Raw genomic sequence first — 20,962 nt, 5'->3', positions numbered from 1 at the left:
ACTAAGCGGAGAGCAAATGACATTACTGATAGTTTATATGGTCGTTGCCATTGTTATTTCATTTTTATGCTCAGTAATGGAAGCCGTGCTGTTAAGCATTTCACCTAGTTATGTTGCATTACTGCGTAAAAAGCAGCCTGTATTAGCTAAGCAGCTCGAAAAGCTAAAAAATAATATTGATCAGCCATTAGCGGCTATTTTAACGCTTAATACGGTGGCGCATACCGCCGGAGCCGCTGGAGTTGGGGCGCAAGCAGCTATTGTATTTTCGGATGCAGCAGTAGGGGTTGCCTCTGCAGTGATGACTTTATTTGTGCTGGTGTTTTCTGAAATCATACCTAAAACGTTAGGGGCAAACTATTGGCGAGTACTTACCCCAAGTGTGACTTACGGTTTACGTTTTTTAGTTATATTGCTTAAACCTTTTGTATGGCTTGCACAAAAGCTGACAAATTTAATGGGACCAAAGCACGACCAAGCCTATTATATTCGCCAAGAAATAGAAGCCATGGCCGATATAGGCACTGAGTCGGGAGCGCTGCACCAAGATGAGTCTGAAATAATTCGTAACTTATTGCATTTTAGACATGCCAAATTATGCGATTTGATGACCCCACGTACAGTTATTTTTAAAGTTCATAAAGACTTAACCGTAAACGAATACTTGAACCTGCATGGTTCGTCGTCGTTTTCTCGAATATTAGTGTTTGATAAAGACACTGACGATATTATCGGCTTTGTGCATAAAAACGATATTATGTTGGCATGTCATCGCTTAGGTAGCGATTACAAAATTAGTAAACTAGTAAAGCCAATCTATACGGTTCCTAGTTCGCAAAATGCGTCGTCGTTGTTACAAACCTTATTAACAGACCGCACGCATATTTGTTTAGTGGTTGATGAGTATGGCGACGTACAGGGTATTGTTACGCTTGAGGACATGATTGAAGCACTAATGGGTTTAGAAATTGTAGATGAGCGCGATCAGTCCACTAATATGCGTGCGGTTGCGAAGCAGCGTTGGCATAAACGTTTGGCAAATAGTAAAAACTTAGTCACTGAAGAGGATAAACACCCTAGAGGAGACAACTAAAGAGGTCTCCTTATTAGCTTGGGGGTTTATAGTTAATGGTATTTCCTGTCACTTTAATCCAATATTGTGCCCAGTCTATAAATTCACTCTTAGATTTAGGACGACTAAATAAAAATCCCTGTATTGCTAAGCGAGTTTTGTAATGCCTTAAATAGGCAAGCTCTTCGGGGCGCTCAACCCCTTCTGCTACTAGTTCTAAATGCTCTTGATTGGTAATGTCGATGAGGGAGCTTACAACAACTTGAGAAAACTGATCTGTTTCTATATTACTAATAAGTGTGCGGTCTATTTTTATTTCGGTAAAGGGCAAGTTTTTAAGCTGGCTCATGTTAGTAAAGCCAACGCCAAAATCGTCAAGCGATAAACCAAAACCATGCATTCTTAAGCGGTTTAATGTTTCTAATTGGCTTAGGCTTGAAAGCGCATGTTGTTCGGTTATCTCAATAATAATATCACTAGGTTTAAGCTGGTTAAGTTTTAATATAAGCAATAGCTTATTTGGGCAGCTAAGATCGTTTAACTGCATGGGGGATAAGTTAAATGCCAGTTTTAAATTTTGTCCTAGCTGCTCTTTTATATTTTCGAAATCACTGGTGGCTTTTTCAAAGAGCGCAAATGTAATTTCATTAATTAGATCATGTTGCTCAGCAAGGCTAATAAAACGAGCTGGTAAAATTATACTACCGTCGGTATTTGACACAATACGCGCTAATACTTCAGCACTTTTTATTTTACTGGTATTAATACATATTTTAGGTTGATAAAACGGCGTTATTTCGTCATTTTTTAATGCGTTAATAAGCTCTGTTTTTGAAATAGCAGGTTCTTTTATTAAAGTGTGGCTATTTAAATAGGCAACTTTATTTAACAAGGAGCCTACTTGAGTTAATTGTACGGGCTTAGAAATATTACCGATAAGGTGAGCATTATGCTGCTTGGCTAAGTTGGCAGCTAAACTAATTACCTTATGCTCCATTTCAGAAATAATAATAATGGCGCCTTGGTAATTTAGCTCTCCTAAATGGCGTATTAGCTCCATGCCATCCATTTCAGGCATGTTTAAATCGGTAAAAATGGCATCAAAATAGTTTATGTCACGTTTAACTTTTTCTAGCGCTTTTGTAGTACTTAGGCAAGTGGTTATGGTATCCGACATATCTAACTCAGCGAGGATTGCTTCCATTACAATTAAAATAGCTTTTGAGTCATCAACGACCAGAATATTAGGCACTACTTTTTTCACTGTTATCCCTTTCAATGCATAGTGTGTATTACTATAAAAGTAGTAGATTCTCATGTGTTTGTCATTCTTTTAATGTGTATATTAGCCGGCTAATAAAAAGTTGTTATTAATCATGCTCGCTCGTGTTTTTTAGCTGAGTCGGTATACTAGCGCTATTGTTTTAAACGGTTTTAATTATGATAAGAATAGAACTTAAGTTAGCCGATCAGCCCTTTACACTTATGGTTTCTGGGCAAAAAGTTGTGCAGATATTTCATAGTCAACAAGCTATTACTTTTGATAACCCCCGCGACAACTATTATCAATTTACTTTTGATAACAAACTAATAGGTATTGATAGCTCATTGGTAAATGAGCAGAGTATTTCGTTGTTTGTAAACGATGAGTTTGCTACGCAACTTGCTTTACCTGCAGCTACTGGTGGTGAAACTAAAAAAGGCTGGCTTGGATTGGCCGCCCTTGGTTTTAAGCTATTTAAAAGTGCCAAAGTAATTAAGGTAGTGTTAGCGGGAGCGTCAGTTGCCGGTTATGCCTGGTTATTCAGTATTGAGTTTGCACTTATGCTTATTGCTTGCTTAGTGGTGCATGAATACGGCCATGTGCGTGCCATGCAATATTTTGGCATTAAAACCAAAGGCATTTATTTAATTCCGTTTGTAGGCGGGCTTGCAGTAAGTGATGATAAAATTACCACGCGTTGGCAAGATGTAGTGATTTCTTTAATGGGCCCCGCGTTTGGGCTTATAACGTCAGTATTAAGTTTAGTGTTGTACTACGCTACCGAAATGGAAATATTTGCCGGTGTTGCTGTGCTTAGCGCTTTACTTAACTTATTTAATTTACTGCCTATTTTACCGCTTGATGGTGGCCATGTATTAAAAAGTATTAGCTTTTCTATGCGCTCATGGGTCGGTTTAAGTGTGTGTTTATTGGGAGTACTGTTTGGTTTATGGCTCAGTTACACCTTTGGTTTAATGTTGTTGGTGTTCTTTTTGTTTATTGGTGCGCTGGAAATTGTATTTGAATGGCGCGGCAGACACACTTCACATTTAATGCCACTTGATAAGTATGGCCAAGGTTTTTCAGCGGTGATGTATGCGCTGGTGGTTGCCGGGCATGTAGCCGTAATGATGCATTTTGCAGACTCAGAAAACCCCATTTTAAGCTTGCCAATGAAAATATTATCGAGCTAATCGTATTTAAAAGCAGGGCTGTAATTGCAGTCCTGCTTAATACATTATTTTTATACAGTTAATAAAAGCTCAACATTAAGGATATAAATACCCCAGTTACAAATAGCTGCACTACGCAAAAGCCCATAATGTCTTTGGCTTTTAGGCCTGCTATAGCAAGTACTGGTAATGCCCAAAAAGGTTGAATTAAATTAGTCCACGCATCGCCCCAGGCTACTGCCATTGCAACTCGTGAGATGTCGGCGCCAAGCGCTTGCGCTGCGGGTATTACAATTGGCGCTTGTACCGCCCATTGTCCGCCGCCCGAGGGCACAAACATATTAACTAACCCGGCACTTATAAAACTAAAAAATGGCAAACTGTCTGCATCTGCTATGGCAATAAAACCGCTTGATATTTGCTGTGCTAGGCCACTATCAACCATTACCGCCATAATGCCGGCATAAAACGGAAATTGAATAACAATACCTGCGCCACTAGGAATTGCCTGCTGTAAGCTATTGAGTAAGTTATGCGGTGTTTGATGTAAGGTTATAGCTAAAAACAAAAACAACGCAATTACGCTATTTAAGTTTAAGCCGCCACCGGCAACTAAAAAGTAATAACCTAAATAAATTAACCCCAGTAATCCAATTGTAATACCAAGCAATTTACTTTGCTCTAAGTGTTGGGCTGGCCTGGTAATATTAATTATTGCAGGGGAGGTACTTTTTAATAGTGCGGGGTCTATGTAAACACTTTCCTCGGCGCTTGGTAGCATGTAACGGTTAACTAGCGGCATAATAATAAATAACCCTACTAGTATGGCAATATTAAAGCCCGCAAATAGCGTTTGCTCAGTGCTAATAATCCCCATGCTTGATTGCAAAAAGTGCCCTTCGGTGGCTATCGTCAGTGGAATTGAGCCTGCTAACCCGCCATGCCACACTACAAAACCTGAGTAGGCGCTGGCAACTAATAAGCGGTAATCAACTCGGGTGTGTTTAGCAATGGCTTTGGCAAATAACGCGCCAATAACTAAGCCAAACCCCCAGTTAAGCCAACTAGCGAGTAGTGAAATAAGCGTTACTAATATAATTGCTTTTGGTGCAGTGTTAGCAAAGGTGGCGAGCTTTTCTAGTAACTTACTAATAGGTGGAGTGCTTGCCAACATATAGCCGGTAATTAACACCAGCAGCATTTGCATTGCAAAGCTAAGTAAGTTCCAAAAACCATCGCCCCACGCTTGCAGTACTTCAATACCAGTTGCTGGAGTAAACACGCTAGCGATAACTAAGGTAATAACACTTAGCAGTATTACAAATATAAAGGGATCAGGCAGGTAGCGCTCAACGAGCTTGGTAAAGGGAGTGGCTATTTTATTAAGCATAACTAGGGCTGTTGTTAGTATTATTTGCAGGGTAATTAATCACGAAAAACATTAATTGGCAAACCGCATTTAGTCTTATGGGCGTTATGTTTAAATGAGAATAGTGAAAATATTGCTTAAACCAATAGCATAAAGTAACGTGTTGTTTATAGATAATTTACTAACTAAGACTTTGTATTATGCCGGTGATATTTAAAAGGCTAGTGTTACTTGTACGGGCTCATATAGATCAGTTGAGTTGGCAAGCAGTGGCACTGGCTATTTTGACTCATATGCTTTTAACATGGGGATTGTTATATATAGCAAATGAGCAAGCACTCACCTCCCTAACAACCTTTTTTTATTATTACACGGTAACCACTTCAACCGTAGGGTATGGCGATTTTAGCCCAACCACAGATTTAGGGCGTTGGGTGGTGGCTTTAATACAAATACCTTTTGGTTTAGCTTTATTTGGCGTTCTGTTAGGCAAAACAGGGCAAACAATAACTTACTTAATTAGGCGCGCTATGACTGGTGATAAAAACTTTGCTCACAGTAGCAACCATATTATTATTTTTGGTTGGCACGATACCCGTACTAAAAAAATGATTGATTACATTCTGGCCGACACTAAACGTACCGAACGGCGTATTTTACTTGCAGTAACTGAGCAAATGGAGCACCCATTTTTAAGTAACGAAAGTGTCGACTTTGTGCGGTTAAGTAGCTTTACCGATTTAGAGGAGCTAAAACGTGTCGCTATAAGCTACGCCGATAAAGTGATTATTGACGGCCAAGACGACGATCAAACCTTTACTACCGCATTGCGTATTAGCCGTTTAGTTAAAGATGATTGCCATATAAGCGCGCATTTTTTAGATGAAACAAAAGTAGATATGCTATTAGAGCATTGCCAAAATGTAGAATGCAGCAGTGTTAAATCGGCAGAAATACTCGTACGTTCAATGCAAGATCCAGGTTCGAGCCGAGTGCACGAAGAGCTCCTATCAATTTTACATGGCGATACGCAGTTTAGCTTAGCCATTCCAGAGCAAAGCAAAGAGATGGAGTTTGGTACGTTGTTTCATCATTTTAAACATCAGCATGATGCTATTTTACTTGGTGTGGCACACAATTTAAGTGCACAAAATATGGATTTAAATCCGCCACTTGATTATAAAATTAGCGCCGGCGACATTTTGCACTACATAGCAGTAGAGCGAGTATTAAGTCGTGAGGTTGACTGGCCGGCTTTGGCAAAAGCATGAACGAAGTTATATTTTTAATCATTCTTTTAATTGCCTATATTTTACCTGTGGTTATTGTACTCAATAGTAAGCGTACTCAAGGCCACGAAAAAAATGCTTGGTTAATTGGCATTGTATTTTTTTCGTGGTTAGGGCTTATTATGTATTTAGCCATAGTGCCTAAACATGGGCGTAAAAAAAGGCAAAATAAAAAGCCTTAAATATAAGGCTTTTGGGCAATAGGAAGTAGTGGTATTGCAGGCCGCTAGTTTAAATTTTAGTACTATTCAAGCTCTTTCAGTTTGTGCTTCACAAGAGGGTCGTTTGGCGCTAATTGCTTGGCGACTTCGAGTAATTGGATGGCATCATCGGGGTGCTGCTCTTGATGTTTAAGCGCTACATCAATAAGTGGCTGAATATCAATGCTAGCTTGATGCTCCTGTACGTGAGCTGTTTTTTCGTCTATCAAAATATTATGTGCAGTACTTAGTAATTCTAGGCGATGCGCCGATTTTTTATTCGCTTTATTGAGCCTTTTGTAATAGTCCTCTTTAAAGCGTAAGGTTTTAGTTTGCAGGCGAAACTGCGCAATATCAATTTGTTGATGGCGCATAAAGTCCACAGCTACTTGCTTATAAAAACCAAACTTGTTTAAGTAAGTGGCGTGAGTGCCGTGACCCATACCAAATACCCGTAAATGGTTAAGTTGCTTATAGCGCTTGGCATGTAGTCGATCAATACGATTAGTGGGGTCGTAAATAATATAGCCTTGGGCGTTGCCTAAATCTAAATCGGCATAACTGCCTTCCCAATCATATTGCTGAGCTATATCTGTGCTAGAGCGGTCGTCCCATGGCACTAAGCTTTTATTTTTAGTGCTAACAGGGTGAAAAAGCAATACCTGATCTAGCTTTAATAATTTTGCAAAAGCACCAACCGCAAAGCCGCCACGGCTTAAGCCATAACCTAATCGAGTCTTAAAAGATGTAAGCAGTGGGGATAATTGTTCCAGAAAAAAAATTAAATTGCGGTTACGAAACCAGTTGCTCTTACCCAAATGCTGAAAGGCAATCACATTTACGTTTTGTTTTTGTGCCAGGTGATAACCCCAGGGCGCGAAGTCTGCGTGAAGGTCTTGCTCCTGCACATCAGTACCAGCAGGCGAAAAGGTAAATAGTAGAGGCTTATTAATATCAATAAAGTCGTACTTAACATATACATCGCCAAGTAAATCTCCCCCAGACATTGGCAGTTTGGCTTGCTGCTCATCACACGAAAGGGTTAACCACTCATCTAACCAATACAGTAACTTCATTTTTCCTCCACAAAAACAAGCGGCGAATTATAGCAAATTACCATAGATAAGAAAAACAAACGTACTTTTGTATTAGTGTCAGAGAGTTATACCTGTTGCATAGAGGATTGCTTTACTTATAAATTAGCCGGTAACTAAATTTACCGCTTTTTAAATAACTAGGCTCAGGTTAAATAGTAAAATATTTTACTCCTCAGCCATGTGGGTGATTATTTGCCAATCACTTTTGGTTACGGGCATTATTGACAATCGCCCGCCTTTTTTAAGCGCTATGTCGGTGATGCGAGGGTTAGCTTTTATTTCTTTTAAGCTAACCAGAGAGTCTAAATGAGATTGATAAGTTACTTCTACTACTACCCAGCGAGGATTGTCGCTGGTGGCTTTAGCATCATAATAATCACTACTTAAATCAAACTGAGTTGGATCTGGGTAAGCTGCTTTTGTTACTACAGCAATACCTACTACGCCTACGAGCTTGCAGCTAGAATGGTAAATCATTACGAGGTCACCTACTTTTACCTCGTCGCGCATAAAGTTACGTGCTTGGTAATTACGTACCCCTTCCCAAAGTGTGGTTTGATTTTGTGCATTTTTAAGATCGTCAATCGAAAATGCATCGGGTTCAGTTTTAAATAGCCAATACGCCATATCAGGACTCGTAGAATGATTTACATCCCTCTATTGTATAGTATCATTTGGGTATTAGAGAATTGAGGAAGTAATAATGAGCCAAGTATTAGATGATTTATTGTCGTTGTTAACACTTGAAGAAATTGAGCAAGGTTTGTATCGAGGGCAAAGCCAAGATTTAGGTTTTGGTGCTGTATTTGGCGGCCAAGTTATGGGCCAAGCGCTATCTGCTGCAAAAGAAACGCTACCAGAGGGGCGTATTGTACATTCACTCCACTCTTACTTTTTACGCCCAGGCGATGCCACGAAGCCTATTGTGTATGATGTAGAAGCTATTCGCGATGGTAAAAGCTTTAGCACTCGTCGGGTTAGTGCTATTCAGTACGGTAAGCCTATTTTTTACATGACAGCGTCTTTTCAAGGAGCTGAAGAAGGATTATCGCATCAGGCGACTATGCCTGACGTACCTTTACCCGAAGAGCTGCGTTCATCGTTAGAGTTTTATAAAGAAAACGCCGAGCAAATACCCGCAGCTATACGCAATCAATTTATTAGTGAAATGCCAATAGAAATACGTCCGGTGACCTTTCATAACCCATTTAAACCTGAAGCAATGGAGCCAGTTAAGCACATTTGGTTTAAAGCTAACGGTGAAATGCCAGACGATCAACGTATTCATAATTACTTATTAGCGTACGCGTCTGATTTTGAATTTTTACCAACTGCTTTGCAGCCGCATGGTGTGTCTTTTATGCAACCTAATATGCAAGTTGCCACGATTGACCATGCAATGTGGTTTCATCGACCATTTAGAATGGATGATTGGATTTTATACTCAGTTGACAGCCCAAGTGCAAGTTCTGGTCGAGGGTTAGTAAGAGGGCAATTTTTTGACCGCCAAGGCAACTTAATTGCCTCAACAATGCAAGAAGGGGTTATGCGTCAGCGCTAACTTACGCACTAGTAACAAAGGGTAGTAGGTGCCATATAAATTGTACGGCACCTACATTTAAACAAGTAAGTAAGCGGCGTTGCACTCACTCAAAACTAAGGCTTTATTTACACTGACCTTGTACTATATCGCTAATTGACTGCCAAACACGTGCTGGCAATAATGCTTTAAGATGCATATAAGTTTCACATAATTGCACGCTGCCTATTAAGCCCGCATCACCATCGGTAATTAAAGACTGTGCGCGTAAATTATCAATAAAGCTGACCAGCACCTTTTTATCAAAAAACTCTGGGGTTTTAATCCCATGCAAAGTACCTAAGCGTTGTGCTAGCACTTGGCTTTCTCGCTCTAACTCTGCTTTTTCAATGCCGTTGCTAGTTTGTATAAAGCCAATCACAATGGCATAACGCTGCAACGTAAAGTTTAGTGCTTTACCTAACATATCCAATTTAGCCAAACAGTCGTTGGTATTGGTTATATGAATGTTATCGCCATCAAGTTCTATTAAGTTTTGATCTACAAAATTAGCTAAAATACGCGTAATGTAGTCCTCATCTAGCTCTCGTAAATACCATTCTTTAGCAAATAGCGGATAAAACGCAGCAACTAGCTGCTGACACTTTGAAACTGTTGTGGTTTTTTCTCTAAACAAATGCAGTGCAATTAAACTTGGTACGGCAAAAAGATGTAAAATATTATTACGATAATAATTAAAGAGTGTTTTTTCTTTATCGTTAATCGCGATAATTTCGCCAAATTCATCACTTATCACATCAAACTTATTAAGCTTTAATGCATGCGTTAACAGTTGCTCTGGCGTTTCCTCTGGAGCTGTTACTTTATTACTGTAGCTGGCGTCGCGTTGTAAGCGTAAGTAAAAATCAAGTTGCGCTAAAAGTTTTGGCTTACTCAGTGCATGCTTGTCGTTTACCAGTAAAATCATCGCTAATAAATTAACTGCATTAAGTGCCGCTGCATTGTTAATTTTAACCATAACTTGGTCGGCTAGGTTTGCTACTTGTGGGCCTAACCATTGTGGTTTTTGTACATCGGTAGGGTGTATGTCGTCACGCCAATTGGGTTGGTTGTCGTTTAAGTATTGGTTTATAGAAATAGGGTCACCAAAGTTTAAATAACCTCGACCATAGTTTTTAAGATTTTTAATCGCTTTAAAAATTCCAAAGATAGACTCACCTTTTTTATCATTTCCAGCGAGTTCTTTAAGGTACGTGTTAATTTCCATAACGTGCTCGTAACCAATATATACCGGCACAATAGAAATAGGGCGGTCAATACCACGCAGCATAGCTTGCATGGTCATTGCTAACATACCCGTTTTAGGTGGTAACAAACGCCCGGTGCGGCTACGCCCGCCCTCGGTATAAAATTTAACAGAGTAACCTTTAATAAATAACTGGCTTAAATATTCTTTAAATACTGCAGAGTAGAGCTTATTACCGGCAAATGAACGGCGAATAAAAAACGCACCCGAGCGGCGAAAGATCCCGCCTGCCGGAAAAAAGTTAAGGTTAATACCCGCGGCTATATGTGGTGGTACTAAACCTTGATGATAAATAGCATAAGTAAGTAGTAAGTAATCCATATGGCTGCGATGGCACGGCATATAAATAATTTCGTGGCCTTTATTAGTCAGCTCATGAATTTGCTCTGTGTATTTTATATCTATACCGTTATATAGCTTATTCCACAGCCAAGTTAAAAAGCGCTCAGCTACGCGTATCATTGCCTCTGAATAGTTAGCCGCTATTTCATTAAGTAACTTAACCGCATTTTGACGTGCTTGCGCTTGGCTAATATTTTTAGCTTTTGCTTCGTCTTGTATGGCTTTTTTTATTGTTGGAGAGGCTAATAATGAGTTAAATAGCTGCTCGCGCGATGGCATTTTAGGGCCTGTTGCGGCAAGTTTTTGGCGGCGAAAGTGCACGCGGGCTACTCTTAATAGTTTTTGTGGAAGCTCGTTAACGTCCGCTTTTTCGTCTACTAAAAGTGATAAGTCGAGTGGTTGGCTAAAGCGGATAAAGTTATCTCGGCCAGAAAACAACACCACAAATAACTTTCTAAACCAACTTGGTGTTAATGAGTGTGTTATGAGCGTGCTAAGTCCGGGCTTTTCTTTGCCGGGCGCTCGGCCCCATAAAATAGTAACAGGAATAACCTGTACATCTTTTTGACCACTACTTAATAAGTGATCAATAATTTGTTTGCCTTGCGCTAGTGCATTAGTTGGCTTTGCTATGTCACCAATTAATGGAGGTGGGTTTTCAATCCCTATAAAGCGGTCTAAGCGTTGTGTGCCTAATACTTGTTGTTCTCTAGGATCGGGTAATCCATGGCGTTTACATACCCGAGCAAGCGCCGCTAAGTCAAAGCGAGAGTTTAGGCGCACAATATAAAAGGTAGGGTTTTTAGAGTTTAATTCATATTGTTCAGTCGGCTTTTCTGGCAGTACCTTACTTCTTACAAGTAAGCGGCTTACTCCAGCTGATAAAACATTTAAGCAATAATTTACAATACGCATCGACTCACCATATAGAGAGTAATTACCCATATAATTTGGGTATATAAAAGCAAAATTGGCGCATATGATAACATAAGATCTAAAAAAGCCTTTAATTTGCGTTGCCGATTAGTCAGTACGTTATGGCTTAATATATATGCATTACACTTGATTGTAGCTGCTCTATAATAGGTTGCAGTATATTTGAGCAACCAGCAGGCTGTAATTATTTACTAATTAGCTGTTGCATTTATCACCAATGTAATTATAATACGCAGGCTTTCAAAATTCCCAAGGGAACTTGGAAGGATAAATTAAGCTAGGATTTCTAGCTAATAAACAGGAGTTCCGATTTGGAACTCAACGTAGATATAATCTAACAACCGACATCTTAATATTTAAGATTGTTTCGGTCGTTTTTTTATGCTCTTTTAAATGCTCTTTATATTGAGGTTAAGAATGTCAAATCAACGCATTCGTATTCGCCTAAAAGCTTTTGACCACCGTTTGATTGACCAATCAACGGCGGAAATCGTGGAAACTGCGAAACGCACTGGCGCACAAGTACGTGGACCAATTCCACTACCTACACGCTTTGAACGTTTTACTGTACTAACATCACCGCACGTTAATAAAGACGCGCGTGATCAGTACGAGATCCGCACCCATAAACGTCTGATCGACATCGTTGAACCAACTGACAAGACTGTTGACGCTCTTATGCGTTTAGATCTTGCTGCTGGTGTAGATGTTCAAATCAGCCTGGGTTAATCGGAAGATTAGAGAGGTTTTAGGAAAATGGCATTAGGTCTAGTCGGTCGTAAAGTGGGTATGACACGAATCTTCACTGAAGATGGTGTATCTATCCCTGTGACAGTTATTGAAGCGACACCTAACCGCATTGCTCAGATTAAATCTGAAGCAACAGACGGTTATAACGCGCTTCAAGTAACCGCAGGCACTAAAAAAGCAAGTCGTGTAAACAAAGCTTCAGCGGGTCATTTCGCTAAAGCTGGTGTTGAAGCGGGTCGCGGTCTGTGGGAATTCCGCCTAAATGGTGGTGAAGGCGATTTTGAAGTAGGCGCTGAGCTTACTGTTGAATTATTCAACGAAATCAACAAGGTTGACGTAACCGGTACTTCTAAAGGTAAAGGTTTCCAAGGTGGTGTTAAGCGCTGGAATTTCAGCATGCAAGACGCTACACATGGTAACTCTCTATCTCACCGTGCTCCTGGTTCAATCGGTCAAAACCAATCACCTGGTAAGGTGTTTAAAGGTAAGAAAATGGCCGGTCATATGGGTGCTGAGCGTGTAACGACTCAAAACTTAGAACTAGTTCGCGTTGACGCTGAGCGTAATTTGCTTTTAGTTAAAGGTGCAGTACCTGGCGCTATCGGCGGTGACGTTATCGTTAAACCAGCTGTTAAAGCATAAGTCCTGGAGATTTAGTGATGGAATTAGCAATTAAAGACGCTTCTGGCGGTCTTGAAGTTTCTGAAGCTACTTTTGGACGTGAGTTTAACGAAGCATTAGTACATCAAGTAGTTGTTGCATACGCAGCAGGTGCTCGTCAAGGTACTCGTGCTCAGAAGACACGTTCTGAAGTAAGCGGTGGTGGTAAAAAGCCATGGGCTCAAAAAGGTACTGGCCGAGCACGTGCTGGTACGATTCGTAGCCCAATTTGGCGTTCAGGTGGCGTTAGCTTTGCAGCTAAACCACAGGATCATAGCCAAAAAGTAAACCGTAAAATGTACCGCGGTGCGATTAAAAGCATCTTATCTGAATTAGTTCGTCAAGAGCGTTTAATCGTTGTTGAAAGTTTTGCTCTAGCAGCACCAAAAACTAAAGAACTAGTTGCTAAGCTTAAAGAACTTGAGCTTAAAGATGTTCTTATCGTGACTGAAGAAGTAGATGAAAATCTTTTCTTATCGGCACGTAACCTTTATAAGGTTGACACGCGTGATGTAGCTGGTATCGATCCTGTAAGCTTAATTGCTTTCGACAAGGTACTTATTACAGCCGCTGCTGTTAAGCAACTTGAGGAGGCGCTAGCATGATTCGCGAAGAACGTCTTTTAAAAGTGATCGTTGCTCCACATATCTCTGAAAAAAGCACTATTGCTGCTGAAGAAAACAATACTATTGTTTTTAAAGTAGCAAAAGATTCAACTAAAGCTGAAGTTAAAGCAGCAGTTGAGAAGCTTTTTGAAGTAGAAGTAACGGGTGTTCGCACACTTAACGTTAAGGGTAAAACAAAACGTACTGGCGCACGTTTCGGTCGTCGTAACGACTGGAAAAAAGCTTACGTTACTCTTAAAGAAGGTAGCGAGCTAGACTTTGTCGGCGGCGCCGAGTAATAAGGGGATAGAATTATGGCACTTCAAAAGTGTAAGCCTACTTCTGCGGGCCGTCGTCACTTAGTTAAAGTGGTTAACTCTGATTTACATAAGGGTAAGCCGTACGCACCACTATTAGAGAAAAACTCTAAATCAGGTGGTCGTAATAACAATGGTCGTATTACGGTTCGTCATATCGGTGGTGGTCATAAGCAACATTACCGTTTAATCGATTTTAAACGTACTAAAGATGGCATTCCAGCCACTGTTGAACGTTTAGAATACGATCCAAATCGTAGCGCAAACATCGCTCTTGTATTATATGCAGACGGTGAGCGTCGTTACATTATCGCACCAAAAGGCTTAAAAGCTGGCGATGCAATCCAGTCTGGTGTTGATGCACCAATCAAACCTGGTAATGCATTACCAATGCGTAATATGCCTGTAGGTTCGACTGTTCACAACGTAGAATTAAAACCAGGTAAAGGTGCTCAAATCGCACGTTCTGCTGGTGCATACGTTCAAATCCTTGCTCGTGATGGTCAGTATGTAACATTACGTCTTCGTTCAGGCGAAGTACGTAAAGTTGAAGCTGATTGTCGTGCGACTCTAGGTGAAGTAGGCAATGCTGAGCATATGCTTCGTTCACTTGGTAAAGCAGGTGCAAATCGCTGGCGTGGTATCCGTCCGACAGTTCGTGGTGTTGCCATGAACCCGGTAGATCACCCACACGGTGGTGGTGAAGGTCGTACATCTGGTGGTCGTCATCCTGTGTCTCCATGGGGTAAGCCGACTAAAGGTGCTAAGACACGTAAGAACAAGCGTACTGATAAGTTTATCGTACGTCGTCGTACTAAATAATAGTTGAGGAATAGCCATGCCACGTTCTCTCAAGAAGGGTCCTTTTATAGACCTACACTTGCTGAAGAAGGTAGAGAAAGCGTTGGAAAGCGGAGACAAGAAGCCAATTAAAACTTGGAGCCGTCGTTCAATGATCATACCTAACATGATCGGATTGACCATCGCTGTCCATAATGGTCGTCAGCACGTTCCTGTGTTTATCACAGACGAAATGATCGGTCACAAACTAGGTGAATTTGCACCAACTCGCACTTACCGTGGCCATGCTGCGGATAAGAAAGCGAAGAAACGATAAGAGGGGAAGATAAATGCAAGCATTAGCTAAACATAAATTCGCCTCTGGTTCGGCGCAAAAAGCACGTCTAGTTGCAGATCAGATCCGCGGACTACCGGTTGATCGCGCACTAGAAATCCTGGCGTACAGCCCGAAAAAAGCGGCTGTATTAGTAAAGAAAGTACTTGAGTCTGCTATTGCTAACGCAGAGCATAACGAAGGTGCTGACATTGATGAGCTTCGTATAACAACGATCTTTGTGGACGATGGTCCTACAATGAAACGTATTATGCCACGTGCTAAAGGACGCGCAGACCGCATCCTTAAGCGTACAAGCCATATCACTGTTATGGTTTCAGATAGCTAGGAGATATAAGTAATGGGACAAAAAGTTCATCCTACTGGTATTCGCCTAGGTATATCTAAACCTTGGGTTTCTACCTGGTACGCGAGTTCAAAAGATTTCTCTGCACAGCTTTTTGGCGATCACAAAGTACGTACATTCCTTACAAAGGAATTGAAAACGGCTTCTGTGTCTAAAATCGTTATTGAGCGTCCAGCAAAATCAATCCGCGTAACAATCCACACGGCTCGTCCGGGTGTTGTTATCGGTAAAAAAGGCGAAGACGTAGAAAAATTACGTCAAGCGGTAACTAAAATCGCTGGTGTACCTGCTCAGATTAATATTTCTGAAGTACGTAAACCAGAACTAGATGCACAACTAGTAGCAGACGGCATTGCCTCTCAACTAGAGCGTCGTGTTATGTTCCGTCGCGCTATGAAGCGTTCGGTACAAAATGCAATGCGCATCGGTTCTAAAGGGATTAAAGTTGAAGTTAGCGGTCGTCTTGGCGGCGCAGAAATCGCACGTACAGAGTGGTATCGTGAAGGTCGTGTACCTCTACATACTCTTCGTGCTGATATCGACTACGCAACTTCTGAGGCCTTAACCACTTATGGTATCATTGGTGTTAAAGTTTGGATCTTCAAAGGCGAAGTTATTGGTGGTTTACCACTAGTACAAGAGCAAGAGAAGCCAGCTAAACGCGCACCAAAGAAAGCCAAAAAAAGTGCTAAGTAGAGGTAGCGAGTAATGTTACAGCCAAAACGTACAAAATTCCGTAAAACGCACAAAGGTCGCAACCGTGGTCTAGCGCAAAACGGTAACAAAGTAAGCTTCGGTACTTTCGGTTTGAAAGCTACTGGCCGTGGCCGCATGACTGCTCGTCAAATCGAAGCAGCTCGTCGTGCCATGACGCGTCACGTGAAACGTCAAGGTAAAATCTGGATCCGTGTTTTCCCAGACAAGCCAATCACGAACAAACCGCTTGAAGTTCGTATGGGTAAAGGTAAAGGTTCTGTTGAGTATTGGGTTGCTGAAATTCAGCCTGGTAAAGTACTTTACGAAATGGAAGGTGTTTCAGAAGAGCTTGCTCGTGAAGCGTTTGACCTTGCTGCTCGTAAATTGCCATTCAAAACAACTTTCGTAACTCGGACGGTAATGTGATGAAAGCTAGCGAACTAAAAGATAAAAGCGTAGAAGAGCTTAATACTGAACTTCTAGGACTTCTTCGTGAGCAATTTAATATGCGCATGCAAGCAAGCACTGGTCAGTTAGCTCAGACACACACGCTAAGAACAGTACGCCGCGATATCGCGCGTGTAAAAACAGTTATTAACCAGAAGGCAGGTCAATAATGAGCGATAAAATTCGTACTCTTCAAGGCCGTGTAATTAGCGACAAGATGGAAAAATCTTTCACTATTGCTATCGCACGTTATGTGAAGCACCCAATTTATGGGAAATTCATTCGACGCACGACTAAGCTACACGTACATGACGAAAATAATGAAGTTCAGGCTGGTGACGTAGTTACTATCCGTGAATGTGCTCCAATTTCTAAGAGTAAATCTTGGACATTCGTAGCAGTTATTGAACGTCCAAAACAAGCTTAATTTTTAATTAAGTCTGTTTTATAAAAAGCCCCGGCATTTATTTGCTGGGGCTTTTTGTTTTTACGAAGCTGCGAGTTTGAGCTGCAAGCAATCAGCAACTCAGAGTTAATTTAGCGCTCTTTTATGGTTGTGGTATTTATACATAACAACAATATTTATCTACTCAATAAAGCTCAGGCACAAATAGCCCCTTTTATCCTTCGAAAACCCATTTCTTAATCTGTTTTTAACTATATTTACTAAAGTTAATAACTAAATAGAATATCAAAGTTGATTCTGTTCTTTTTTTAACTCTGCATTGCCCGCTATCCTACAAGCTCAGTAAACCTCAACAGATAGTCTCTGGGTGAGGTAAAACTCATTTTGAACGACGTATAACAGTACGTTGTGTTTAACTTTTAGGGTTACGGGGAATTGATTCATGTTGCTAGGTCAACTAAACGCTGCGGCAAGTCCGCTATCGCAAGAGCAAGTACAAAAGCTGCAAGGTTTAGTGGCTGAGCTTAATCCAATTCAACAAGCATGGGTTAGCGGCTATCTTGCTGCAAATGCTAATACGGCGGCCTTAGGCGGTGCTATGGGCGCAGCTCCAAGTGCTGGTGAGGCAGTTGCATTAACTATTTTATATGGCTCGCAAACAGGTAATGCAAAGGGTGTAGCTGCTAAGTTAAAAGCACAAGCAGAGTCACGCGGTTTAGCCGTAAAGCTAGTGAGCATGGCCGATTACAAACCAACTGCACTAAAAAAAGAAAAGTTTATAACTGTGGTTGTTGCAACTTACGGCGAAGGTGAACCACCAGAAGATGCAGAGGCTTTACACGAATTTTTAACCACTAAAAAAGCGCCTAAGTTAGATGGGGTGAAGGTAGCCGTGATTGGCTTAGGGGATTCGAGCTATGAATTTTTTTGCCAAACAGCAAAAGACTTTGAGCAGCGGTTAAATACACTCGGCGCAGAAACAATTTATCAACGCGCCGATTTAGATGTAGATTACGAAGACGAAGCGACAACTTGGATCACTGGCGCACTGGATGCCTTTGAACCGGATTTAAAAGCACAGCAAGGTAGCTCAGGTGGTCAAGTTATCGCAATGCCGTTTGCTGGGTCAACTACCGTGGCAAGCCAATATACTAAGCAAAACCCGTTTGCCGCAGAACTAGGTTTAGTGCAAAAAATTACAGGTCGCGATTCAACTAAAGATGTCCGCCACGTAGAAATTTCGCTTGAAGGCTCAGACATTAGTTATATACCAGGTGATTCATTAGGTGTGTATTTTTTAAATGACGAAGCCCGTGTTGATGAGTTGCTTACACACACGCAAATTGATGCAGCTAGTTTAGTAAAAGTTGCAGATGAACAGCTAAGTATTCGCGATGCACTGATTGAAAAACTTGAATTAACGCAGTCGTACCCTGGCTTTGTGGAAAAATATGCAATAGCGACAGGCACACCACAACTATTAAAATTGGTTGAAGATAAAGCGGCAATGCATCAATACATTGAGCCGCGCCAAATATTTGATGTAGTTGCACAAAACCCCGCTAAGCTTGACGCGCAAACACTCGTCGATTGCCTGCGTAAATTACAAGCACGTTTATATTCAATTGCCTCTAGCCAAAGCGAGGTTGAAGACGAGGTACATTTAACCGTAGCATTAGTTGAGTTTGATGCCTTTGGTCGTGAGCATTTAGGCGGTTGTTCGGGCTATTTAGCGCGCCGTGCTGAGGAAGGCTGTAAAGTTAAGATATTTAGTGAGCATAACGATAATTTTCGTTTACCAACGAATGATGAAACACCAATCATTATGGTTGGCCCTGGTACGGGAATAGCACCGTTTCGAGCCTTTTTACAAGAGCGTGATGCGCGTGGCGCATCAGGTAAAAACTGGCTGTTTTTTGGCAATCCACATTTTACTCAAGACTTTTTATACCAAGTTGAAATTCAAGGTTACTTAAAGTCGGGTTTACTAAGCAAAGTAGATGTTGCATTTAGCCGCGATCAAGCCGAAAAAGTGTATGTGCAAGACAAGTTGCGTAGTAACAGCAAAGCTATTTTTGAGTGGCTTGAAGCTGGCGCACATTTTTATGTGTGTGGCGACGCTAACAATATGGCAAAAGATGTGCACCAAACATTACTCGAAATTATTAAAGAAAATACCGGCAAGAGCGATGAAGATGCTCAGCAGTATTTAAAAGATTTACGCAGCGCAAACCGCTATCAGAAAGACGTTTACTAAAATTAAATATTTAAAGCAGCCGTCACTGTCACTAATTTAGGATTAAACATGAGCGAACAAGATAAAAACGTAAAGCTTTCTGATAACGAGCGCATGAAACGAGAAAGTAATTTTTTACGTGGCACTATAGCAACAGATTTAAAAGATGAGATCACCGGTGGTTTTACCGCTGATAACTTCCAGTTAATTCGGTTTCACGGTATGTACCAGCAAGATGACCGAGATATTCGTGGTGAGCGCGCTAAGCAAAAGCTTGAACCATTACACAACGTAATGTTACGTGCGCGTATGCCTGGCGGTATTATTAAGCCTGAGCAATGGTTAGCCATAGATAAATTTGCAGAAGAAAAAACCAGCTATGGCAGTATCCGTTTAACTACGCGTCAAACGTTTCAGTTTCATGGTGTATTAAAGCCTAATATTAAAGGCATGCATCAATTACTGGATAGCGTTGGAATTGACTCTATTGCTACCGCAGGCGATGTTAATCGAAATGTGTTGTGTACTACTAATCCGGTTGAGTCAGAGCTGCATCAAGAAGCGTATGAGTGGGCTGCAAAAATTTCAGAGCACCTATTACCAAAAACCAAGGCTTACGCCGAAATTTGGCTTAATGGTGAAAAAGCAGAAACCACAGAAGAGCCAATTTTAGGTTCTAATTACTTACCGCGTAAGTTTAAAACAACGGTAACAATTCCGCCGAATAATGAAGTGGATGTGCACGCCAATGATTTAAACTTTGTAGCTATTGCCGAAAATGGTAAATTAATTGGCTTTAACGTACTTGTCGGTGGTGGCCTTGCCATGACACATGGCGATACAGCAACCTACCCACGTAAAGCAGACGACTTTGGTTTTATTCCACTAGAACATACGTTAAAAATTGCCGAGCATGTGGTGTCGGTACAGCGCGATTGGGGTAATCGTTCAAATCGCAAAAATGCTAAAACAAAATACACATTAGATCGAGTAGGCGTTGATGTATTTAAAGCGGAAGTAGAGAAACGTGCGGGTGTTGAGTTTGCTTCAAGTCGTCCTTATAAATTTACTCACCGAGGCGATCGTATAGGTTGGGTTGAAGGTATAGATGGCAAACATCACTTAACATTATTTATTCAAAGTGGGCGTATTTTAGATTATCCAGACAAACCACTAAAAACAGGCTGTCGTAAAATAGCAGAAGTTCACCAAGGTGACATGCGCATGACGGCAAACCAAAACTTAATTATTGCTGGTGTAGCTGCAAATCAAAAAGCCGTGATTGAAGAAATTGCCCGTAACCATGGTTTAATTGACGATAAAGACACCGAACAACGTAAAAATTCTATGGCGTGTGTGGCACTGCCAACATGCCCATTAGCTATGGCTGAAGCTGAGCGTTATTTACCTAGTTTGGTTGAAAAAATAGAAGCACTGTTAGCCAAGCATGGTGTGCCGAATGACAGTATTATTATGCGCGTTGTGGGTTGCCCCAATGGCTGTGGCCGTGCCATGTTAGCCGAAGCGGGATTGGTTGGGAAAGGTCCGGGTAAATATAATGTGTATCTAGGCGGTAACCTTGAAGGCACACGTATTCCTAAATTATATTTAGAAAATGTGGGTGAAGACGTGTATTTAGCTGCTTTTGATGAATTAATTGGTCAATGGGTTAATGAGCGTAATGACGGTGAATGCTTTGGTGATTTTGTGATCCGCAAAGGCATTGTTGCTGAAGTTAAAGTATCAGTTACCGATTTTCACGCATAATAATAAGCCA

Annotated in this window: 23 protein-coding genes; 18 read left to right on the top strand and 5 right to left on the bottom strand. The window is 41.0% G+C overall.

Annotation, left to right across the window (positions count from 1 at the left end):
- The first annotated feature begins 16 nt into the window (after positions 1-16).
- A complete protein-coding gene (locus H5079_RS11420; protein WP_011326855.1) occupies positions 17-1,093 on the top strand; it encodes a hemolysin family protein in 1,077 nt (358 codons plus the stop codon).
- A 13-nt stretch (positions 1,094-1,106) separates the two neighbouring features.
- Here the strand turns inward: H5079_RS11420 and H5079_RS11415 are convergent, their stop codons facing one another.
- Entirely contained in the window at positions 1,107-2,336 is a 1,230-nt protein-coding gene (locus tag H5079_RS11415) for an EAL domain-containing protein (protein ID WP_182684125.1), read from the bottom strand.
- A gap of 176 nt (positions 2,337-2,512) precedes the next feature.
- Between H5079_RS11415 and H5079_RS11410 the strand changes: the two genes are divergently transcribed.
- On the top strand, positions 2,513-3,529 hold the full coding sequence (locus H5079_RS11410) for a metalloprotease (RefSeq protein ID WP_182684124.1): 1,017 nt from the start codon (positions 2,513-2,515) through the stop codon (positions 3,527-3,529).
- A 58-nt stretch (positions 3,530-3,587) separates the two neighbouring features.
- On the opposite strand, the gene H5079_RS11405 is transcribed toward H5079_RS11410, so the two are convergent.
- On the bottom strand, positions 3,588-4,898 hold the full coding sequence (locus tag H5079_RS11405; protein WP_182684123.1) for a short-chain fatty acid transporter: 1,311 nt from the start codon (positions 4,896-4,898) through the stop codon (positions 3,588-3,590).
- A 179-nt stretch (positions 4,899-5,077) separates the two neighbouring features.
- Here H5079_RS11405 and H5079_RS11400 point away from each other — a divergent pair, with 179 nt between their 5' ends.
- Together H5079_RS11400 and H5079_RS11395 are read left to right on the top strand one after the other, a co-directional pair.
- On the top strand, positions 5,078-6,148 hold the full coding sequence (locus tag H5079_RS11400) for a potassium channel family protein (protein ID WP_179807379.1): 1,071 nt from the start codon (positions 5,078-5,080) through the stop codon (positions 6,146-6,148).
- Positions 6,145-6,348: a PLDc N-terminal domain-containing protein gene (locus tag H5079_RS11395; protein ID WP_011326860.1), complete on the top strand. Its 204-nt coding sequence runs from the start codon at positions 6,145-6,147 to the stop codon at positions 6,346-6,348. The genes H5079_RS11400 and H5079_RS11395 overlap by 4 nt, the downstream gene beginning before the upstream one ends.
- Positions 6,349-6,410: 62 nt before the next feature.
- Here the strand turns inward: H5079_RS11395 and H5079_RS11390 are convergent, their stop codons facing one another.
- Both H5079_RS11390 and H5079_RS11385 read right to left on the bottom strand, forming a co-directional pair.
- On the bottom strand, positions 6,411-7,442 hold the full coding sequence (locus H5079_RS11390; RefSeq protein WP_011326861.1) for a hypothetical protein: 1,032 nt from the start codon (positions 7,440-7,442) through the stop codon (positions 6,411-6,413).
- Between the two features lie 186 nt (positions 7,443-7,628).
- Positions 7,629-8,090, bottom strand: coding sequence for an EVE domain-containing protein (locus tag H5079_RS11385; protein WP_182684122.1), 462 nt, complete (start codon positions 8,088-8,090; stop codon positions 7,629-7,631).
- Positions 8,091-8,166: 76 nt separating this feature from the next.
- On the opposite strand from H5079_RS11385, the gene tesB reads away from it, so the two are divergent.
- Positions 8,167-9,024: an acyl-CoA thioesterase II gene (gene tesB / locus H5079_RS11380; protein WP_011326863.1), complete on the top strand. Its 858-nt coding sequence runs from the start codon at positions 8,167-8,169 to the stop codon at positions 9,022-9,024.
- Positions 9,025-9,127: 103 nt separating this feature from the next.
- Here tesB and plsB read toward each other — a convergent pair whose 3' ends face one another.
- Positions 9,128-11,566 carry a glycerol-3-phosphate 1-O-acyltransferase PlsB gene (gene plsB, locus H5079_RS11375; protein WP_011326864.1) on the bottom strand — a complete coding sequence of 813 codons (2,439 nt, stop codon included), beginning with the start codon at positions 11,564-11,566 and terminating at the stop codon, positions 9,128-9,130.
- Positions 11,567-12,004: 438 nt separating this feature from the next.
- Between plsB and rpsJ the strand changes: the two genes are divergently transcribed.
- The 13 genes from rpsJ to cysI all read left to right on the top strand — a co-directional run bounded on the left by rpsJ (position 12,005) and on the right by cysI (position 20,952).
- The gene (gene rpsJ, locus H5079_RS11370) at positions 12,005-12,316 is read left to right on the top strand and encodes a 30S ribosomal protein S10 (protein WP_002957900.1); all 312 of its coding nucleotides are present in this window, start codon (positions 12,005-12,007) and stop codon (positions 12,314-12,316) included.
- Between the two features lie 27 nt (positions 12,317-12,343).
- The gene (gene rplC, locus H5079_RS11365; protein WP_011326865.1) at positions 12,344-12,979 is read left to right on the top strand and encodes a 50S ribosomal protein L3; all 636 of its coding nucleotides are present in this window, start codon (positions 12,344-12,346) and stop codon (positions 12,977-12,979) included.
- A gap of 17 nt (positions 12,980-12,996) precedes the next feature.
- Positions 12,997-13,602: a 50S ribosomal protein L4 gene (gene rplD, locus H5079_RS11360; protein WP_002957897.1), complete on the top strand. Its 606-nt coding sequence runs from the start codon at positions 12,997-12,999 to the stop codon at positions 13,600-13,602.
- A complete protein-coding gene (gene rplW, locus H5079_RS11355) occupies positions 13,599-13,901 on the top strand; it encodes a 50S ribosomal protein L23 (protein ID WP_011326866.1) in 303 nt (100 codons plus the stop codon). Before rplD ends, rplW begins: the two co-directional genes overlap by 4 nt.
- Positions 13,902-13,916: 15 nt before the next feature.
- Entirely contained in the window at positions 13,917-14,741 is an 825-nt protein-coding gene (gene rplB / locus H5079_RS11350; protein ID WP_011326867.1) for a 50S ribosomal protein L2, read from the top strand.
- 16 nt (positions 14,742-14,757) lie between these two features.
- Positions 14,758-15,036, top strand: coding sequence for a 30S ribosomal protein S19 (gene rpsS, locus H5079_RS11345; protein ID WP_010376377.1), 279 nt, complete (start codon positions 14,758-14,760; stop codon positions 15,034-15,036).
- Between the two features lie 13 nt (positions 15,037-15,049).
- Positions 15,050-15,382, top strand: a complete 333-nt coding sequence (rplV, locus tag H5079_RS11340; protein WP_002957892.1) for a 50S ribosomal protein L22 — start codon at positions 15,050-15,052, stop codon at positions 15,380-15,382.
- A 12-nt stretch (positions 15,383-15,394) separates the two neighbouring features.
- On the top strand, positions 15,395-16,096 hold the full coding sequence (rpsC, locus tag H5079_RS11335; protein ID WP_011326869.1) for a 30S ribosomal protein S3: 702 nt from the start codon (positions 15,395-15,397) through the stop codon (positions 16,094-16,096).
- A 12-nt stretch (positions 16,097-16,108) separates the two neighbouring features.
- A complete protein-coding gene (gene rplP, locus H5079_RS11330; protein ID WP_011326870.1) occupies positions 16,109-16,522 on the top strand; it encodes a 50S ribosomal protein L16 in 414 nt (137 codons plus the stop codon).
- A complete protein-coding gene (rpmC, locus tag H5079_RS11325) occupies positions 16,522-16,713 on the top strand; it encodes a 50S ribosomal protein L29 (RefSeq protein WP_011326871.1) in 192 nt (63 codons plus the stop codon). Before rplP ends, rpmC begins: the two co-directional genes overlap by 1 nt.
- Positions 16,713-16,970 carry a 30S ribosomal protein S17 gene (gene rpsQ, locus H5079_RS11320; RefSeq protein ID WP_011326872.1) on the top strand — a complete coding sequence of 86 codons (258 nt, stop codon included), beginning with the start codon at positions 16,713-16,715 and terminating at the stop codon, positions 16,968-16,970. The genes rpmC and rpsQ overlap by 1 nt, the downstream gene beginning before the upstream one ends.
- A 421-nt stretch (positions 16,971-17,391) precedes the next feature.
- Positions 17,392-19,206: an assimilatory sulfite reductase (NADPH) flavoprotein subunit gene (locus H5079_RS11315; protein ID WP_182684121.1), complete on the top strand. Its 1,815-nt coding sequence runs from the start codon at positions 17,392-17,394 to the stop codon at positions 19,204-19,206.
- 48 nt (positions 19,207-19,254) lie between these two features.
- On the top strand, positions 19,255-20,952 hold the full coding sequence (cysI, locus tag H5079_RS11310; protein ID WP_011326874.1) for an assimilatory sulfite reductase (NADPH) hemoprotein subunit: 1,698 nt from the start codon (positions 19,255-19,257) through the stop codon (positions 20,950-20,952).
- Positions 20,953-20,962 lie beyond the last annotated feature (10 nt).

It is taken from the genome of Pseudoalteromonas sp. SG44-5, assembly GCF_014164175.1.
Classification (GTDB): domain Bacteria; phylum Pseudomonadota; class Gammaproteobacteria; order Enterobacterales; family Alteromonadaceae; genus Pseudoalteromonas; species Pseudoalteromonas nigrifaciens.
The sequence above is the reverse complement of the archived record's forward strand: the minus strand, read 5'-3'. Positions and strand labels throughout refer to the sequence as shown.

Bases quoted from the DNA above. Each gene is read 5' to 3' on its own strand.
- H5079_RS11420 (WP_011326855.1), top strand. From the start codon at position 17: ATGACATTACTGATAGTTTATATGGTCGTTGCCATTGTTATTTCATTT.
- H5079_RS11410 (WP_182684124.1), top strand. From the start codon at position 2,513: ATGATAAGAATAGAACTTAAGTTAGCCGATCAGCCCTTTACACTTATG.
- H5079_RS11405 (WP_182684123.1), bottom strand. From the start codon at position 4,898: ATGCTTAATAAAATAGCCACTCCCTTTACCAAGCTCGTTGAGCGCTAC.
- H5079_RS11400 (WP_179807379.1), top strand. From the start codon at position 5,078: ATGCCGGTGATATTTAAAAGGCTAGTGTTACTTGTACGGGCTCATATA.
- H5079_RS11395 (WP_011326860.1), top strand. From the start codon at position 6,145: ATGAACGAAGTTATATTTTTAATCATTCTTTTAATTGCCTATATTTTA.
- H5079_RS11390 (WP_011326861.1), bottom strand. From the start codon at position 7,442: ATGAAGTTACTGTATTGGTTAGATGAGTGGTTAACCCTTTCGTGTGAT.
- H5079_RS11385 (WP_182684122.1), bottom strand. From the start codon at position 8,090: ATGGCGTATTGGCTATTTAAAACTGAACCCGATGCATTTTCGATTGAC.
- tesB (WP_011326863.1), top strand. From the start codon at position 8,167: ATGAGCCAAGTATTAGATGATTTATTGTCGTTGTTAACACTTGAAGAA.
- plsB (WP_011326864.1), bottom strand. From the start codon at position 11,566: ATGCGTATTGTAAATTATTGCTTAAATGTTTTATCAGCTGGAGTAAGC.
- rpsJ (WP_002957900.1), top strand. From the start codon at position 12,005: ATGTCAAATCAACGCATTCGTATTCGCCTAAAAGCTTTTGACCACCGT.
- rplC (WP_011326865.1), top strand. From the start codon at position 12,344: ATGGCATTAGGTCTAGTCGGTCGTAAAGTGGGTATGACACGAATCTTC.
- rplD (WP_002957897.1), top strand. From the start codon at position 12,997: ATGGAATTAGCAATTAAAGACGCTTCTGGCGGTCTTGAAGTTTCTGAA.
- rplW (WP_011326866.1), top strand. From the start codon at position 13,599: ATGATTCGCGAAGAACGTCTTTTAAAAGTGATCGTTGCTCCACATATC.
- rplB (WP_011326867.1), top strand. From the start codon at position 13,917: ATGGCACTTCAAAAGTGTAAGCCTACTTCTGCGGGCCGTCGTCACTTA.
- rpsS (WP_010376377.1), top strand. From the start codon at position 14,758: ATGCCACGTTCTCTCAAGAAGGGTCCTTTTATAGACCTACACTTGCTG.
- rplV (WP_002957892.1), top strand. From the start codon at position 15,050: ATGCAAGCATTAGCTAAACATAAATTCGCCTCTGGTTCGGCGCAAAAA.
- rpsC (WP_011326869.1), top strand. From the start codon at position 15,395: ATGGGACAAAAAGTTCATCCTACTGGTATTCGCCTAGGTATATCTAAA.
- rplP (WP_011326870.1), top strand. From the start codon at position 16,109: ATGTTACAGCCAAAACGTACAAAATTCCGTAAAACGCACAAAGGTCGC.
- rpmC (WP_011326871.1), top strand. From the start codon at position 16,522: ATGAAAGCTAGCGAACTAAAAGATAAAAGCGTAGAAGAGCTTAATACT.
- rpsQ (WP_011326872.1), top strand. From the start codon at position 16,713: ATGAGCGATAAAATTCGTACTCTTCAAGGCCGTGTAATTAGCGACAAG.
- H5079_RS11315 (WP_182684121.1), top strand. From the start codon at position 17,392: ATGTTGCTAGGTCAACTAAACGCTGCGGCAAGTCCGCTATCGCAAGAG.
- cysI (WP_011326874.1), top strand. From the start codon at position 19,255: ATGAGCGAACAAGATAAAAACGTAAAGCTTTCTGATAACGAGCGCATG.